The 16,744-nt window shown below is 42.3% G+C and carries 15 protein-coding genes and 1 riboswitch; of the genes, 8 read left to right on the plus strand and 7 right to left on the minus strand.

All coding sequences use genetic code 11. The features are described from left to right. Positions 1 to 10 precede the first annotated feature (10 nt). Together SJY39_RS06830 and aroA are read left to right on the plus strand one after the other, a co-directional pair. On the plus strand, positions 11 to 466 hold the full coding sequence (locus SJY39_RS06830) for a glycine zipper 2TM domain-containing protein (RefSeq protein ID WP_016792967.1): 456 nt from the start codon (positions 11 to 13) through the stop codon (positions 464 to 466). Between the two features lie 162 nt (positions 467 to 628). Beyond that, positions 629 to 1,909, plus strand: a complete 1,281-nt coding sequence (aroA, locus tag SJY39_RS06835) for a 3-phosphoshikimate 1-carboxyvinyltransferase (protein ID WP_016787155.1) — start codon at positions 629 to 631, stop codon at positions 1,907 to 1,909. 43 nt (positions 1,910 to 1,952) lie between these two features. Here the strand turns inward: aroA and SJY39_RS06840 are convergent, their stop codons facing one another. Beyond that, a complete protein-coding gene (locus tag SJY39_RS06840) occupies positions 1,953 to 2,198 on the minus strand; it encodes a YciN family protein (RefSeq protein ID WP_010437770.1) in 246 nt (81 codons plus the stop codon). Between the two features lie 440 nt (positions 2,199 to 2,638). On the opposite strand from SJY39_RS06840, the gene topA reads away from it, so the two are divergent. From topA to SJY39_RS06860, 4 genes are all read left to right on the plus strand, one after another. Next, positions 2,639 to 5,269 (plus strand): type I DNA topoisomerase, encoded by a 2,631-nt coding sequence (topA, locus tag SJY39_RS06845; RefSeq protein ID WP_010437771.1) that lies wholly within the window; start codon positions 2,639 to 2,641, stop codon positions 5,267 to 5,269. A gap of 523 nt (positions 5,270 to 5,792) precedes the next feature. Further along, entirely contained in the window at positions 5,793 to 7,022 is a 1,230-nt protein-coding gene (glgC, locus tag SJY39_RS06850; protein ID WP_080572727.1) for a glucose-1-phosphate adenylyltransferase, read from the plus strand. Beyond that, entirely contained in the window at positions 7,012 to 8,466 is a 1,455-nt protein-coding gene (gene glgA / locus SJY39_RS06855) for a glycogen synthase GlgA (protein ID WP_016783839.1), read from the plus strand. Before glgC ends, glgA begins: the two co-directional genes overlap by 11 nt. A gap of 284 nt (positions 8,467 to 8,750) precedes the next feature. Continuing rightward, a complete protein-coding gene (locus tag SJY39_RS06860) occupies positions 8,751 to 9,548 on the plus strand; it encodes an alpha/beta fold hydrolase (protein WP_010437777.1) in 798 nt (265 codons plus the stop codon). A gap of 148 nt (positions 9,549 to 9,696) precedes the next feature. Here SJY39_RS06860 and SJY39_RS06865 read toward each other — a convergent pair whose 3' ends face one another. The 5 genes from SJY39_RS06865 to torD form a co-directional block, all read right to left on the minus strand. After that, the gene (locus SJY39_RS06865; RefSeq protein ID WP_016783840.1) at positions 9,697 to 10,014 is read right to left on the minus strand and encodes a DUF2007 domain-containing protein; all 318 of its coding nucleotides are present in this window, start codon (positions 10,012 to 10,014) and stop codon (positions 9,697 to 9,699) included. Between the two features lie 47 nt (positions 10,015 to 10,061). After that, positions 10,062 to 10,742: a TVP38/TMEM64 family protein gene (locus SJY39_RS06870; RefSeq protein ID WP_010437782.1), complete on the minus strand. Its 681-nt coding sequence runs from the start codon at positions 10,740 to 10,742 to the stop codon at positions 10,062 to 10,064. Positions 10,743 to 10,874: 132 nt separating this feature from the next. Beyond that, positions 10,875 to 11,465 (minus strand): TfoX/Sxy family DNA transformation protein, encoded by a 591-nt coding sequence (locus SJY39_RS06875; protein WP_010437783.1) that lies wholly within the window; start codon positions 11,463 to 11,465, stop codon positions 10,875 to 10,877. A gap of 127 nt (positions 11,466 to 11,592) precedes the next feature. Next, positions 11,593 to 11,678, minus strand: a riboswitch (cyclic di-GMP riboswitch). A 170-nt stretch (positions 11,679 to 11,848) separates the two neighbouring features. Continuing rightward, entirely contained in the window at positions 11,849 to 12,853 is a 1,005-nt protein-coding gene (gene purR, locus SJY39_RS06880) for an HTH-type transcriptional repressor PurR (protein WP_010437785.1), read from the minus strand. Between the two features lie 316 nt (positions 12,854 to 13,169). Further along, a complete protein-coding gene (gene torD / locus SJY39_RS06885) occupies positions 13,170 to 13,817 on the minus strand; it encodes a molecular chaperone TorD (RefSeq protein WP_010437787.1) in 648 nt (215 codons plus the stop codon). A 287-nt stretch (positions 13,818 to 14,104) separates the two neighbouring features. Here torD and torR point away from each other — a divergent pair, with 287 nt between their 5' ends. After that, the gene (torR, locus tag SJY39_RS06890) at positions 14,105 to 14,818 is read left to right on the plus strand and encodes a two-component system response regulator TorR (RefSeq protein ID WP_010437789.1); all 714 of its coding nucleotides are present in this window, start codon (positions 14,105 to 14,107) and stop codon (positions 14,816 to 14,818) included. 140 nt (positions 14,819 to 14,958) lie between these two features. Here torR and elyC read toward each other — a convergent pair whose 3' ends face one another. Beyond that, entirely contained in the window at positions 14,959 to 15,804 is an 846-nt protein-coding gene (gene elyC / locus SJY39_RS06895; RefSeq protein WP_010437790.1) for an envelope biogenesis factor ElyC, read from the minus strand. Positions 15,805 to 15,919: 115 nt separating this feature from the next. Here elyC and cmoM point away from each other — a divergent pair, with 115 nt between their 5' ends. After that, entirely contained in the window at positions 15,920 to 16,705 is a 786-nt protein-coding gene (cmoM, locus tag SJY39_RS06900; protein WP_016768412.1) for a tRNA uridine 5-oxyacetic acid(34) methyltransferase CmoM, read from the plus strand. Positions 16,706 to 16,744: the final 39 nt, after the last annotated feature.

Consider the following 16,744-nt stretch of genomic DNA (forward strand, 5'->3'; position numbering starts at 1 on the left):
GAGTTTTACCATGAAGAAGTTGCTTTGGATTTTACTTGTTTTGCCTATGTTGGTAAATGCCGCTTACAACCGCAACCAAGCACGACCTGTTAATGAGGTCGTTTATGGTGAGATTGATACGGTTAGATACATAACGCAACAAGAAATTGTGGAGTCAAAAGCGAATGGTTGGGAAACTTTATTAGGTGCGGCAATCGGTGGTTTAATTGGTAATCAATTTGGCGGAGGGACCGGTAAAGAAGTGGCTACCGCTGTTGGAGCCGTAGCGGGTGCTGGAATCGCACGTAATCGAGGAAATACGCAGTATCGAGTGGAATATAAGTTAGTTGAACTGCTAGTCAAAACGAAAGACAACAAGTTAGTGAACATCATCCAAGACGTAGACAACTCCATGTTGTTTAACCGAGGTGATGATGTACGAATTCTGTATTTTTCTGATGGTGTTCGAGTTGATCTCGCGTACTAGTATATAAATACACTTACTTGGCTGATTAATCACCTTTTTCATGGGTATTAGCTCTGGAGTTCGTTGGAAAAGTTCGTTAGTCTGCAAGTACGAAGAATTATTCATCACCCGAAAATAAATACGCTCCAGTGACTTCGGGTGGTACAAGGACTATAAGATTTAATGGAAAGCCTTACGTTACAACCAATTCAAAAAGTGAGTGGGGAAGTTAACTTACCTGGCTCAAAAAGTGTTTCTAACCGTGCCCTTCTTTTGGCAGCACTTTCAACTGGAACCACTCGTTTAACAAATTTACTCGACAGTGACGACATTCGTCATATGCTGAACGCACTGACTCAGTTAGGCGTTAATTATCAGTTGTCCGCAGATAAGACAGTTTGTGAAGTAACTGGTGTTGGTGGTGCGTTTTCAAGCGATAAAGCCCTAGAACTTTTCTTAGGTAACGCCGGTACGGCTATGCGTCCGCTTGCTGCTGCACTTTGTTTAGGCCGCGGTGAGTATGTATTGACTGGCGAACCCCGCATGAAGGAGCGCCCAATTGGGCACTTAGTGACAGCGTTGCGAGAAGCTGGCGCAGACGTTGAATACTTAGAAAACGAAAACTATCCACCGTTGAAGATCACAGGGACTGGCCTTAAGAGTGGTACAGTTTCAATCGATGGTTCTATTTCTAGTCAATTTTTGACGGCATTTTTGATGGCTGCACCTTTGGCTGAAGGCGAAGTGACAATTAAAATTGATGGCGATTTAGTATCTAAACCTTACATCGACATTACGCTACACATTATGAAACAATTTGGTGTGGATGTGATTAATAACGATTACCAAGAGTTCGTGATTCCTACAGGGCAATCGTACTCAGCGCCAGGTGACTTTTTGGTCGAGGGCGACGCATCATCTGCATCTTACTTCCTTGCTGCTGCTGCAATTAGAGGCGGCGAGATTAAAGTGACGGGTATTGGTAAAAACAGTATCCAAGGTGATATCCAATTCGCTGATGCGCTTGAAAAAATGGGTGCCGAGATCGAATGGGGTGATGACTATGTTATCTCGCGCTGTGGTGAACTTAAAGGCATTGATATGGATTACAATCATATCCCTGACGCAGCAATGACTATCGCGACAACCGCGTTGTTTGCTAAAGGAACAACCGCTATCCGTAATGTCTACAACTGGCGTGTAAAAGAGACTGATCGCCTTGCTGCTATGGCAACAGAACTGCGCAAAGTTGGCGCTGAGGTTGAAGAGGGTGAAGACTATATCATTGTTAACCCTGTTGCTGAACTAACACACGCGGCGATTGATACTTATGATGACCATCGCATGGCGATGTGCTTCTCGCTGGTTGCTTTGAGTGATACCCCGGTAACTATCAATGACCCAGGTTGTACATCAAAGACTTTCCCTGATTACTTTGACAAGCTGAAAATGCTGAGTCAATAGAGTTCAGAAAGTAAAAAGCTTGCCTAAATGGCAAGCTTTTTCGTTATAGCTCAAGCGTAAATTCTTTTGAAAGATGGTGCGCTAAGTATTTAAACATGTTAAATACAGCGGTTGTGTTCTCTGTTGGTAATCCATTGCTGTCTAAGAAGTATTCACCTTTGAAGACGAGTACATCATCTTTTTCTACTACGCTGTTTGCGCGCATGCCTTCAATGTAGTCATCATGTGATTGGATAATTTGGTTTGCGATAAGCAGTAAATCAAATTCTGCTATTACTTTCTTTGTCATGAGTCGATCTCTGATAACTGAATATAACGTTGAGTTTATGGTGTCACACTAGAAATTCAATGATTTCACAACCGATTAAGAGTGTCTTTTCGAATATCTACCGTTTATTTTGTGATTTATGACAAAAATAATTGAATGGGGCTCGCGTTAGATTCGTGGACAAGCTTAGTATGACCGCGTTTATACGTAATGCCTGATGAATAGGCTCTTGCAAGTATTTTTAATGAGTACTTTATAGCTTCTTTATATTGTGACCCTTTTCTCTTCTGAGCCGCTGAATTGTCGAGCAATCAGATCCAATTTTGAAAAAAGCGGTTGATCTTCTAGTAATCTCGCACAATAGTAAAAAAAGAAGCAATGAATTTAGAATATCATGCGTAAAAGCCCACAAGCTAAATTGTTGGTGCTGAAGCATCGTGATTAAGGACGTTAGAGTCAATATGGGTAAATCGCTCGTTATAGTGGAGTCGCCAGCCAAGGCTAAAACTATCAATAAATATCTTGGCAAAGACTTTGTCGTTAAGTCGAGTGTAGGTCACGTACGTGATTTACCAACGGCGGGTCAAAGTACTGGTCAAAAGGCTGCTGCAGTTTCAACCAAGGGTATGAGCCCAGAAGATAAAGCTCGTATCAAGAAAGAAAAAGATCGCAAAGCTCTTATCAAAAAGATGGGTATCAACCCATATAAAGAGTGGGAAGCGAATTATCAAATTCTACCGGGTAAAGAAAAAGTTGTTGCTGAATTGCAAAAACTGGCTGAAAACGCAGACCATGTTTATCTCGCAACCGATTTGGACCGCGAAGGAGAAGCTATCGCATGGCACCTTCGTGAGATCATCGGCGGCGATGAAACGCGATACAAGCGAGTGGTTTTTAACGAAATCACTAAGAATGCTATTCAACAAGCCTTCGAAACTCCGGGTGAGCTAAACATTGACGGCGTAAACGCACAACAAGCACGACGTTTTATGGACCGTGTTGTTGGCTTTATGGTGTCACCTTTGCTTTGGAAAAAAGTAGCACGAGGCCTATCCGCTGGCCGTGTTCAATCAGTCGCTGTAAAACTACTGGTTGAGCGCGAGCGCGAGATCAACGCTTTTATCCCTGAAGAGTTTTGGGATGTGCATGCTGATACCAAAACAGCAGAGAAAACAGATTTCAGACTGCAAGTCGCTCAGAAAGACGGCGTTGCGTTTAAACCTGATAATGAAGCGCAAACACAAGCTGCAGTTAGCGTTTTAGAAAAAGCGCAATACGAAGTCTGTAAACGTGAAGACCGCCCAACTAAGAGTAAGCCGTCTGCACCTTACATCACGTCTACGCTGCAACAAGCGGCGAGCACGCGTCTTGGTTATGGCGTGAAGAAAACCATGATGCTGGCTCAACGCCTGTATGAAGCGGGTTACATCACTTATATGCGTACTGACTCAACGAACTTGAGTTCAGAAGCTGTAGAAGCCGCTCGTGAATACATTGGTTCTGAGTACGGCGCGCAATATCTTCCGCCTAAAGCACTGGTATACGGTAGCAAAGAGGGCGCTCAAGAGGCCCACGAAGCGATTCGTCCTTCAAGTGTAGATGTTAAGTCGGAAGACCTAAACGGCGTAGATGCAGACGCACACAAGCTGTATTCATTGATTTGGAATCAATTCGTTGCGTGTCAAATGACACCCGCTCAATACGATTCAACGACGGTAAGTGTTAAAGCTGACGAGTACACGTTAAAAGCGAAAGGTCGTATTCTTAAATTTGATGGTTGGACTCGTGTTCAGCGTCCAATGGGTAAGAACGAAGATACAATTCTTCCTGCAGTTCAGATTGGCGATAAGCTTGATCTCATTGCGTTAGACCCGAAACAGCACTTCACTAAGCCACCAGCTCGTTTCACTGAAGCGGCACTAGTTAAAGAGCTTGAGAAGCGTGGTATTGGTCGTCCTTCAACATACGCATCAATCATCTCGACGATTCAAGACCGTGGTTATGTAAAAGTTGAACAGCGTCGTTTCTACGCTGAGAAGATGGGCGAAATTGTTACTGACCGACTAGATGGCAGCTTCAATGACCTAATGAACTATGACTTCACTGCTCGTATGGAGCAGAAGTTGGATCAAATCGCTGAAGGTGAAGCAAGCTGGAAAGGCGTGTTAGATAACTTCTTTGAAGACTTTACTGGCGATTTGGAAAAAGCAGATTTAGACGAAGACGCGGGTGGCATGAAGCCAAACCATATCGTGGAAACCGATATTGAGTGTCCGACTTGTGGCCGTAAAATGGGTATTCGAACTGCCTCGACAGGCGTATTCCTAGGTTGTTCTGGTTACGCACTCCCACCAAAAGAGCGTTGTAAGACAACAATCAACCTTGGTGATGAAGAAGGCATTATCAACGTGCTTGAAGAAGACGTTGAAACCGCAGCTCTTCGAGCTAAAAAGCGCTGTCCTATTTGTGAAACGGCAATGGATGCTTATCTAATCGATGATAAGCGTAAGATGCACGTATGTGGTAATAACCCGAACTGTGAAGGTTATGTGGTTGAGCACGGCGAATTTAAAGTGAAAGGCTACGATGGTCCACTTGTTGAGTGTGACAAATGTGGTTCTGACATGGTTCTAAAGAACGGTCGTTTTGGTAAATACATGGACTGTACGAGTGAAGACTGTAAGAACACTCGTAAGATCCTGAAAAATGGCGAAGTAGCGCCACCGAAAGAAGACCCTGTACATTTCCCTGAACTTCCGTGTGAAAATTCAGACGCGTACTTTGTTCTTCGTGATGGTGCCTCTGGCCTATTTATGGCTGCGAGCAACTTCCCTAAATCACGTGAAACGCGTGCACCATTGGTGGAAGAGTTGGTTCGTTTTAAAGATCGTATCTCACCTAAGTTCCAGTACCTAACGTCAGCGCCGGTTGCTGACCCTGATGGTAAGCCGACAGTGATTCGTTTTAGTCGTAAGACAAAAGAGAACTACGTTCGTACCGAAGTAGACGGAAAACCTTCTGGTTGGACTGCTTTGTATATCGACGGAAAGTGGGAAGTTACAGATAAGCGTAAAAAGCCGAAAGAGAAGTAACAGAACACATTGATTGAGAAGCAGCCATTGGGCTGCTTTTTTTTGTCCAAAACATGACTAAGTATGCAACTAATTGATTTTCTACTTCAATTGAAATAATTTATTAAATTCACGATGGAAAATAAATGAGAGCCATTAATTACATCTTATTATGGAAGCTTAACGAGACTGTAACTTAACTAAAATATTGTAACTGAAAGAACAGTGTTTAGTTGTATACCTGATGTGTGACGGGTGTTAATGTAATGTTTCGTTCGGATGGTGTTATGTGAGCTGCTTTAAGTCTTAAGAAAGCAATCGGTTGCCATGACGCAGAATGGCGTATTAAAAATTGAAATCGGCACAAAAGTCGATAACGTATATCAAACCAAGTGCAAAGAATAGTGCACACATAACAACGTTTGGCTTAGGATACTGTCACTGTATGTGAATGGATATTCGTTAAGTTCCGAAATGAATGTTAGTGCTCATCCCCCTGAGGAAGATACCTCTACGAGCACTGACATCGACAAGCTATAAATATATGGAGAATAAAATGGCTGGTGTATTGGGAATGATTCTTGCTGGTGGTGAAGGTTCTCGCTTGAGACCTTTAACTGAGTCTCGCAGCAAACCCTCGGTTCCTTTCGGTGGTAGCTACCGCTTAATTGATTTCGCTTTGAACAACTTTGTTAATGCTGATCTGATGAAGATCTATGTTTTAACACAATTTAAGTCACAATCACTGTTCCATCATATGAAAAAAGGTTGGAATATCAGTGGTATAACAGACCGATTTATTGACCCTATTCCGGCACAAATGCGCAAAGGAAAGCGTTGGTATGAAGGCACAGCAGATGCAATCTACCAAAACATGGGTTTTATGGAATTGGAAGAACCTGATCAAGTCTGTATTTTCGGTTCTGATCATATCTACAAAATGGATATCAAACAGATGCTTGATTTCCACAAAGAAAAGAACGCGGCTTTAACGGTTTCAGCGTTACGTATGCCACTTTCCGAAGCTTCTGAGTTTGGTGTTATTGAAGTTGATGCTGAAGGTCGTATGATTGGTTTTGAAGAGAAACCTGCAAATCCCAAGTCGATCCCGGGAGATCCTGAATCAGCGCTTGTTTCAATGGGCAACTACGTGTTCGAAGCGAAAGAGCTTTTTGCTGAACTAACGGAAGATGCAGATAGAGAAGGGTCGACACACGACTTCGGCAAAGACATTATTCCCAACATGTTCCCACGTGGTGACGTGTTTGTTTATGATTTCAGCACCAACCGTATTACCGGTGAGAAAGAAGAAGTTTACTGGCGCGATGTAGGTACGATTGACGCGTACTGGCAAGCGCACATGGATCTTCTTAAGAAAGATGCGCCATTCTCGCTATACAACCGCAAATGGCCTTTACACACTTATTACCCGCCACTACCACCAGCTACGTTTACTGATTCGGCAAATGGTCGAATTCAGATCATTGATAGCCTTGTGTGTAGCGGTAGTTATGTACGTGGTTCGCGTATTGAAAAGAGTGTATTGGGCTTCCGCAGCAATATCGCATCAGCATGTGATATTAGCGAGAGTATCTTACTCGGTGATGTAAAAGTGGGTGAGGGTTGTATCCTGCGTCGCGTTATCATCGATAAAGATGCAGACATCGCACCGGGTACACAGATTGGTGTAAACTTGAAAGAAGATAAAAAGCATTACCACGTCTCTGACGATGGTGTAGTAGTGATTTCTAAAGGAGCACGAGTTGGTTACTAAGACTCTCTCGGTACTTTTTGTAGCGTCTGAAGTTGAAGGCTTGATTAAAAGTGGTGGCTTGGCTGATGTAGCCAAGGCACTGCCTAAAGCGTTACAAACACTCGAACAGGATGTTCGAGTGACCATCCCCGCTTATCGAAATATACCTAATATTGACTCCGCAGAAGTTATTTTAGCCACTGAACTCGATCATTGGCCTCATACCGCTTATCAGGTTAAGAAGTTGAGCGTTGAAGGCGTTCAAGTGTTTGGTATTGAATGTGCTAAATATTTCGACCGCCCTGAAATGTATGCCGAGAACAATCAAGCTTATGCTGATAATGGAGAACGTTTCTCCTTCTTTAGTGCCGCTTGTTTAGATATGTTACCAAAGCTTGGTTTCCAGCCTGATATCGTTCATGCGAATGATTGGCATACTGGTTTTGTTCCTTTCTTGCTCAAGTCTCGTTACCAACAACACGATTTCTTTGAAAATACACGCAGTGTCATTTCAATTCACAATGCGGTTTTCAAAGGGGTGTTCTCATATGATGAGCTGCAGTGTCTACCTGAAATGCACAGCTACAATGTACCAGAAGCAGCGGTGAGTGATACTCACGTTACTATGCTAAAAGCAGGCGTGTTGTGTGCAGATAAAGTCAACGCGGTAAGCCCAACTTATGCAGAAGAGCTGAAAACGGAATTAGGAAGCCACGGTATGTCGGCTGAGTTTCAACATCGTTCGGCAGACTTGTTTGGTATTCTTAACGGCTGTGATTACGGTGCTTGGAATCCGGAAACAGATGTGTTCCTGCCTCGTAAGTATAAAGCGACGAAACACAGCATGGTTCGTGGCAAATCAGCTTGTAAGCAAAAACTGCAACAAGATGTTGGCCTGCCCCTGAATGATTGCGCTGTTTATGGCATGGTTTGCCGTTTGACGAATCAAAAAGGTGTCCATTACTTACTGCCGATCATCGAACAGTTCTTGAAAAACGACCTTCAGATTGTGATTGTCGGTACTGGTGATCCGGTTTTGGCGAGTCAACTTAAAGAGTTATCAGCACTTCATTCAGACAAGTTCTCTTTTGTCGAAGCGTACAATAACGAATTGGCACACTTGGTTGAAGCGGGTTCTGATTTCTTTTTGATGCCTTCGGAATTTGAACCGTGTGGTTTAAACCAAATCTACAGCATGGCTTACGGTACTTTGCCGATTGTTCGTTCTGTGGGAGGTTTAAAAGACAGCGTGAATGATTACGATGAGGATTCTGAGGTCGCGACTGGGTTTGCTTTTGAAGAGCCAACCCCACAAGCACTATTGGCAGTGTTACATCGATCGTTGTTACTTTATGCGCAAACGCCGTCTGAAATTAAACGGGTTCAGCTTTATGCTATGCAGCAAGATTTTAGTTGGGAAGACGCTGCTAAAGAGTATCTAGCAATGTACCATACTGCATTTTAACGTTAATTTAATCTCTTGATGTAGCTGATGTACACCATTAGCACTAAACAACGGAAGGCGCTCTTTTCACAGAGTGCCTTTTTATTTGTTGGTCTGTCTACATCACGTTTGAGAAGACAGAGCTTGCAAACTCATGTCAGTCAGGTAGAAAAGAGGGAGTAGGTATTCACATGACTAATGGTAGGTTTGACACTATTATCACTTAAAGTTCTTAATTGCGTGATATCCTTAGTCATCGCCTTGTGATGAGGCACAGCTCCATTTTAATAATTAAAGCGATAGGTATGTCTGAGAGTTTATTATTCCATAAAACATTTACTCACCCTACGAGCGACGAGTGGGTTGTGTTTGTGCATGGCGCAGGAGGAAGTTCCTCTATCTGGTTCAAACAGATCAAAGCGTATAAACAGCATTTCAACTTACTTCTCATCGATCTGAGAGGGCACGGTAAATCAGACAATATACTTAAAGGGCTGATTTCGAATCGTTACACCTTCAAATCGGTAACGCTCGATATTCTCAAAGTTTTAGATCACCTAAAAATTCGTTCTGCCCATTTTGTTGGCATGTCTTTAGGTACTATCATAGTACGTAACGTCGCTGAGTTAGCAGCAGGGCGTGTGCGTTCAATGGTATTAGGCGGCGCTGTTACTAAGCTAAACACTCGCTCTCAAGTTTTAATCAAATTAGGTAACTTAAGTAAACACATCATTCCTTACATGTGGTTATACAGTCTTTTTGCGTATGTAGTAATGCCGCAGAAAAGCCAAAAAGAGTCTCGTCACCTTTTTATCCGTGAAGCTAAAAAACTGTGCCAAAAAGAGTTTAAGCGCTGGTTTATCTTAACGGCAGATGTAAACCCTTTGATGAAGTATTTTAAAGATAGGGAATTACCAATACCGACTCTTTATTTGATGGGCGAACGTGATTACATGTTTATTAAGCCTGTAAAAGAAATGGTGGAAGCACATGAGTCGAGCGAGCTAGTAGAAATTCCGAATTGTGGACACGTATGTAATGTGGAAAATCCTGAAGAGTTTAATCAGCGTTCGATTGCGTTTATTCAAAAGCAAATTCAGTGATTATCACGATTCTTTATCAGAACAGACGCTCGAATAGAATTGAAACAAAAACGGGAAGCTAATTTTAGCTTCCCGTTTTTGTTTGGAGGAGGTATCTGACCGAGTTGTTATATAAGGCCGTTGGAGCCACTTTACCTTTCAAAACCTGCTATTCAGGAGAAGCAGCACCGCACTGCCAACAAGAGCCAAATTGGGCTTCATTGACTTCATGACACTGTCTGCAACGCCACTCTTCATAGATTATAGAATCTTGCTGTTTTTGGTATTCATTGACAATAACACGTGCCTTATTGGCTTGTTCTGGTTCATACAGCCAAACATACGGGTCAGTATCTTCTGTAAAAGGGATTTCTCCTTTCAAACCAAACAAACCCTCACCACGGACCTCACACGCAATATTCTCACTTTCTAGCAATCCACATATGATGTGAGCTTCAGTAGGGTTCGATGCGCTAAAGATTTTCATTGAAATAGAACCTTATTTGGCTATGTGTGTTATCTAATCTATATCCATTATTCAGCTACAGGTGTTGAGCGAAACTTACCCATCAACCATTTAGCAATAATTGGGAATATACCTAGTAATGCAAATGACAACAGCACTGAAGGAGACACGATACCCGAAAGTGAATCTATTTCTGCGAGTTGAGTACCAGCATTTAAGAAAACAGCTGTACCTGGCAACATCCCAATTTGACTCGTAATGTAGTAACGACTTACCGACATCGGCGTTAGACCCATCAACAGGTTGATAAGGAAAAATGGGAATACAGGGATCAGGCGTAGAGAAAATAAGTAAAATGCCCCGTCTTTTTCGACACCTTTATTCATGGTCGCCAATTTGTCGCCGAATTTGGTTTGAATCCAGTCACGTAACAAATAGCGGCTACTCAAAAAGGCGATAGTTGCACCGATTGCACTGGCGAATGACACCAATAACAAACTATTCCAAAAACCAAAGAGCGCAGCACCCAATAGGGTCACAACAGCAGCTCCTGGAATCGAGAAAGCGGTAATCATGACGTAAGCTGCGAAATAAATAGCAGCCGCGGCGATAAAATTACTGTCAATGTATTCATTCAAAACGGCTTGCTGAGCCTTGGCATTCTCAAGTGTGAGGTATTGGCCAAAGTTGACGCCTAGTAAGACAATCGTTATTACCAACACAATACCCAATATCATTTTCTTACTCATTGATACTTCCTCTAAATTTTCAATGCATACCGATAGTATAGATAGACAGGTAAAGCTTAGATTAACTTTCAACAGATATAAAAAAAAGCCGCATAAATGCGGCTTAGTTATGTGTAGTTTTAACTGATAATGTTAATTTACGCGACTGATAAGCTCTTCGCGACGCTGCTGCGGTATAACAGACCAATGTGTACCATTAATAGCACCTTCTAGCGCCCAAAGTAACTCGATACTGACAGAGGACGCGTGAGATTCCTTGATGGCGTTAAACGCGTTTACAGAGCCAGATTCATATAAACGTTCTACGGAATCTATCCCAGCCTTTTTCAACATGCGCTCGGTAGCAAGTCGAAGGTTAGGAAGGTCTTTTAATCGAGTTGGTTTAGCAGAAGACTGTTCAGCTTTTTCATCTTTAGCAAAACCCAAAGACGTAGTCGCAAGCTGCAAGATTTTTTCTTGATCCTGCCACAGGCCTTCAGGCAAAGCGAAATATTTAGTAACAACAGGGAAGCCACGTTTTTTGTAAACGTAAGGTTGAAACCCTTGTTGTTCAAATTGTTTTGTTGTGCATTTGTCCGCTCGTATATGCAACTGGTCATTTACAACCAGAGCAAACATCGTGTCATCGGCAAAAAGACCGAAGCCACCAAACATTGAACGTGATTTTATTTTTCCTAGGGACTCAAATAACTTCATTGAGTCCTTTAGTATCGGTTTATCCATGTTATTTATCTCGGTGTATTTGAACTACGCCACCAAATAAGCAGGTCCGAGAGATTAGCAAAATGTTGCAACTAAATTGTCAATAAGCCGTAAATTACTAAATTATTAGTAACCACTGCATTTTGCCATCGGTAACCCCGCTACCATACCAACGAGTGGTTTAGGCCGGAAGCTTTGCGTCTCACTCTTTAGAGTGGTTTGCCCTGTGCGTGACTGATTAAATAGAATAAAGTTTTTGTTGAATGAAGCTCACACTTGTTATTTCAAAATGTGATATTGCTTCAATTAATGATCTTGCTGTTATGATACCAGGTTCATTAATGTTGTTGATAAAAAAAGCGCACCTAAAGGTGCGCTTGATTAGAATAAACTGAATTTATCAATTAATTTAACGTTTTAACTGTACTTCGTTCAACAATTTCAGGGTGCATTTCGAAAACGCGTTTTTCATGATCTTTATCTTTGATGCGTTCTAACAAAATTTCGAATGCATTTTTACCAACACGACGCTTCGGTTGGTGAACCGTGGTCAATGGTGGGGAGAAATATTCAGCGAGTTCGATGTTATCGTAACCAATAACTGATATATCTTCAGGAATGCGAATTCCTTTTTCTTGTAATCGACTCATCAAACCTAGTGCCATGGTGTCGTTGAAACAGAACACTGCCGTTGGGCGATCTTTCATCTCAACAATCTTATCTGCTGCTATAACAGCAGTATCACATTCAAAGTTACCTTCAATGATCAAGCGTTCGTCAGTGGCAATATTAGCTTCGTCAAATGCACGTTTGTATCCTGCGATACGTTCAACACAGGCTGCTTTATCTAAGTGGCCACTTAAACAAGCAATCTTAGAGTGACCGCGTTCAATAAGGTACTTGGTCGCTAGGTAGCCACCTTCTTCAGAGTTATCAATGATCTTGTCGGCTTGAGAGCTCTCAGGACCCCAGTCCATCACTACTTTAGGAATGTCAGCGTGACGGTCTAACATTTCTCTTAGTTCTTCAGTTAGGTCTGAACACATAACCAAGATGCCATCTACACGCTTCTCTGCAAGCATTCGAATGTAATCACGTTGCTTCTCATAAATACCGCCTGTGTTACACAAAATCAAAGTGTAGCCTTGACGGTAGCAGTAGCTCTCTACGCCATCGATAACCTCAGAGAAGAATAGGTTGGTTGACTGAGTTACTAGCATGCCGATAGTGCGTGTTGTATTACATTTCAAACTACGAGCAACAGCACTCGGTGCATAGTTTAGTTCGTCTACGGCTTTGTTTACTTTTTCTTGAGTCGCTTCTGCGACAAAACGTGTTTTGTTGATTACGTGAGAAACGGTTGTTGTTGATACGCCTGCTAAGCGAGCGACATCTTTTATAGTGGCCATGGTTTTATCCTATTAGAAGCTACTTTCCCAAAGTACGGAATAAAGTAGCCGTTAAGCTACTTAACTAAGAGCTTAAATTTGTAGGGCTCTTTGGGTACTAAAGTGCTAAAAAACAAAAAACCGCTATTGAGCGGCTTGTCTTAACACCGAAATGCTTTGAACTTAAATAAGCTTAGCATTTCGTGAATGTTTCATATTTTATCGTTTGCGGTCACAATTTTAGACTGACTAGAAATTACTCGCAATATAATTCACCCAGAAATCCGGGTGAATTGTCACATTCTACTGAATTTATTTACCTAGTCGTTGGGCGAACTTATTCACCAGCTAAATATTGAGTGTCTAAATTGCAAAATGCGAGTAGCAAAGACGAGACCGAAGCGTAGAAACCAAACTGGTCAACGTCATGACATTTCACATTAAACTTTGGCAACCAAGTAAGTAGTTGCTGATCGATAAACTGCTGTTGAATGACGAACGATTTCTCTAATTCTTCTTCAAGCTCAGTTTCATTTGAACGGATGATTAGATTGCCAAGGAAGTCGAGTTCGATAGCAATGTGATCTGCAGGTTCTTTTAAGTCTTGGTTCACGATTAAGTTGTGCTTAGCCATGATGTCTTCCATGTCTTTAGCTGGCTTATCGTTTAATAGACCTGTTTCGCCGATGTACATTGAAGCGTAAGGTAAAGCACCATGTTTGTCTGTCTTCAAGAAAAGGTCGCAGAAGTCAGCAGACAGTTCCAGTTGGGCATCTTCACGTGTTTGTAGACGGTTCAATGCGTCTACAAGCTTATCAATCGAAGGCTTTAGAGCTTCATTCGAACCTAAACCAGAAAGGAAAGAACGAATTTCAACAGAGTGGTAGTGATCGAGTTCTTCTTGAGTGAGCTCTTTGGCGAATAAGCTTGATAACCACCAGTAAATTTCTGCTCTTTGCTCGTTGAATGCTTTCGTATCTTTCATTTCATAGATCCTGATTTAGTCTTGTGATGTTTATATACCCAGCGCCGTTAAGTCATTTGGGTACAAGCACACCAAGGCTGAATAACAAGGTTATTTGCTAAGCGCAAAGTGACTCGTTCGTAGTAATGCCTATATTGAATTGCGATGGACGATAAATAGCAAGGTTTAAGATTGTCTTGTATCAAAAAAAATCCATGTTTCTGGCTTTTATCTTCAGTACCACTAGAATTGTTACTAGTTATGAATAGAATAGTCATTGAAACTATTAAATAAGAAAAGTGGTGTAGATGAGCTATCACGTATTGGTCGTAGAAGATGATGTGGTAACCCGCAGTAAACTGGTTGGATATTTCCAGAACGAAGGTTACACAGTGAGTGAAGCTGAGAGCGGCGCTCAGATGAGAAACGTGTTGGAAGAAAACAACGTTGATCTCATTATGCTGGACATCAACTTACCAGGCGAAGATGGATTGATGCTAACTCGCGAATTACGCAGTCAATCAGACATTGGAATTATTTTAGTTACTGGACGCACGGATAGCATCGACAAAATCGTAGGCCTTGAAATGGGCGCAGACGATTATGTTACTAAACCCTTCGAACTTCGCGAATTATTGGTTCGAGTTAAAAACTTACTTTGGCGTATTGCTGCTGCTCGTAGAACAGCGACGGGAGTGGTGGAACAAGCAGAAGATGAGTCTGTTGTTCGTTTTGGTGAGTGGACGTTTGATATTCCTCGCCGAGCGCTAAGCAAAAATGGTGAGCCGGTTAAACTGACTAAGGCTGAGTATGAGTTGCTAGTCGCACTCTCTTCTTACCCTAACCAAGTATTAAGTCGCGAACGTATTTTGAACATGATTAGCCACCGAGTGGATGCGCCTAATGATCGCACTATCGATGTGTTAATTCGTCGTATGCGCGCAAAAATGGAGTTTGATCCCAAGAACCCACAGATTTTTGTGACGGTTCACGGTGAAGGTTACATGTTCGCTGGTGACTAAACCCTTCGGGCGTTTTAATCAGTAAAAAAAGACAACTAGCGTAAAAAAGCCGAGACATCATTGATGGTTCGGCTTTTTATTTCTTGCCATACTATTGGTTATTGCTAACCATCCGAAAATTAATAGATATCGATTTGAGACTAGGCCGCAGAAACGACGCCATTATCTTCTTCTAAAATAGAAGGCTCAGGGACAACGATAGGCTCTTCAACATTATCATTACTCGTGTCTAGCCAATCGCGCAGGCTTTGCCAAACTAACCCCATGGTTTCGTGCCAATAACGTTCGGTCTGCTCAAGGTATAGCGCTTTAGGCATGTACTTATCCCAAGGCTCTACAATGCCTTCTTGTGCAAGGTAGTTGGTTGGTGCCGCTAATGGTTTCATACCCGCAGCATGGAATTCATTCAAGGCGCGAGTCATATGGCTAGCCGATGTAACTAATACCATCTTTTTATTTTTAACAAACGCGGCGGCTTGGCGGGCTTCTTCCCACGTGTCTTTTGCTGTTTCAAGCAAAATGATGTCAGGTTTTGAAACCCCAAGCGCTAAAGCCACTTTAGCCATCATTCTTGCATTACTCACTTCAGTCCCCGCACCATAGCCAGACAAAATGAGTTTGGCACCAGGATAAAGGCGTAAAATACGAATGCCTTCACTTAAACGCATCAATCCTGTGCGACTAAGCTCAGATGTAGGTGGGATTTGGTCGTCTACGACGTGACCACTGCCGAGAACCATAACGTAATCGATGGTGTCATCGACGGGTAAAAAAGCGGTGTGTTGCCTTTCCATTGGCATTAAAAGTTGACTAGAAACTGGCTGGAAAGCGATGAGGAAAATACCACAGAGGGCTGAAAGGGTAATTAGGCAACCAGTCTTCCTTTTGGTAGTAAACATCACTAGGGCTAAACCCAGAAAAGCGAGAATTAACATTGCTGGCAGTGGCATCAATAATGAAGACACTACTTTTTTCAGCTCAAACATATCCGAATAGTCCGAAAAAACATCACTTGGTAGTAAAAAGAGACATCGCCTCTTTATTCCTGAAATTCCTGTGACAGAATAGCAGGCACGATAGGACATAATAACTCAAGTAGCCGTGACTGAAGACCGTAATTTCGACGATATTGCCCACAAATTTGCAAAAAATATTTACGGCTCTGACAAAGGAGAGATCCGTCAGATCATCGTATGGGAAGATTTAGAACAAGCTTTGAGCAAATTTGATGGTTCCATATCTCCGTTGCATATACTCGATGCTGGCGGTGGGCTTGCACAAATGTCGCAAAAAATTGCGTCGCTTGGGCATAATGTTTCTCTGTGTGACCTCTCTTCTGAAATGCTGAAACTAGCAGAAGAAAGTATCAGCGAAGCAGGTTTGCTAGAGCGGTATCGTTTTATCCACTCTCCCATTCAGAATGTGGCAGAACATCTCGATGGGAAAGTCGATGTTGTGATGTTTCATGCTGTGATGGAGTGGTTAGCGAATCCGAGAGAGGCGCTTGATTTATTACTTGAACAAGTAAAGCCGGGTGGTGTTGCTTCGATAATGTTTTACAACCACCACGGATTAGTCCTGAAAAATGTGATTTGTGGCAACATTCCTCATGTATTGAATGGGATGCCACATCGAAAACGGTTTAAGCTGCAACCACAGAAAGGCTTAAAGCCTGAAGAGGTTTATCAATGGATAGAAGACGCTGGTCTAGACATCTGTGGTAAATCAGGCATTCGTTCTTTCAGTGACTACATAGGTAATATGGAATACATGGGCGATTACCAATTTGAAGATGTATTGGAACTAGAAAAACAGCTATGTCGCCAAGAGCCATATCTGTCGCTAGGCCGTTATATTCACGTTTGGGCTCAAAAACCTGCGCAATAACAGCGGTGAATGTGGTAAAAGAAGCCACAACATGCGCTA

The organism is Vibrio sp. R78045 (assembly GCF_042466085.1).
Taxonomy (GTDB): Bacteria; Pseudomonadota; Gammaproteobacteria; order Enterobacterales; family Vibrionaceae; genus Vibrio; species Vibrio cyclitrophicus.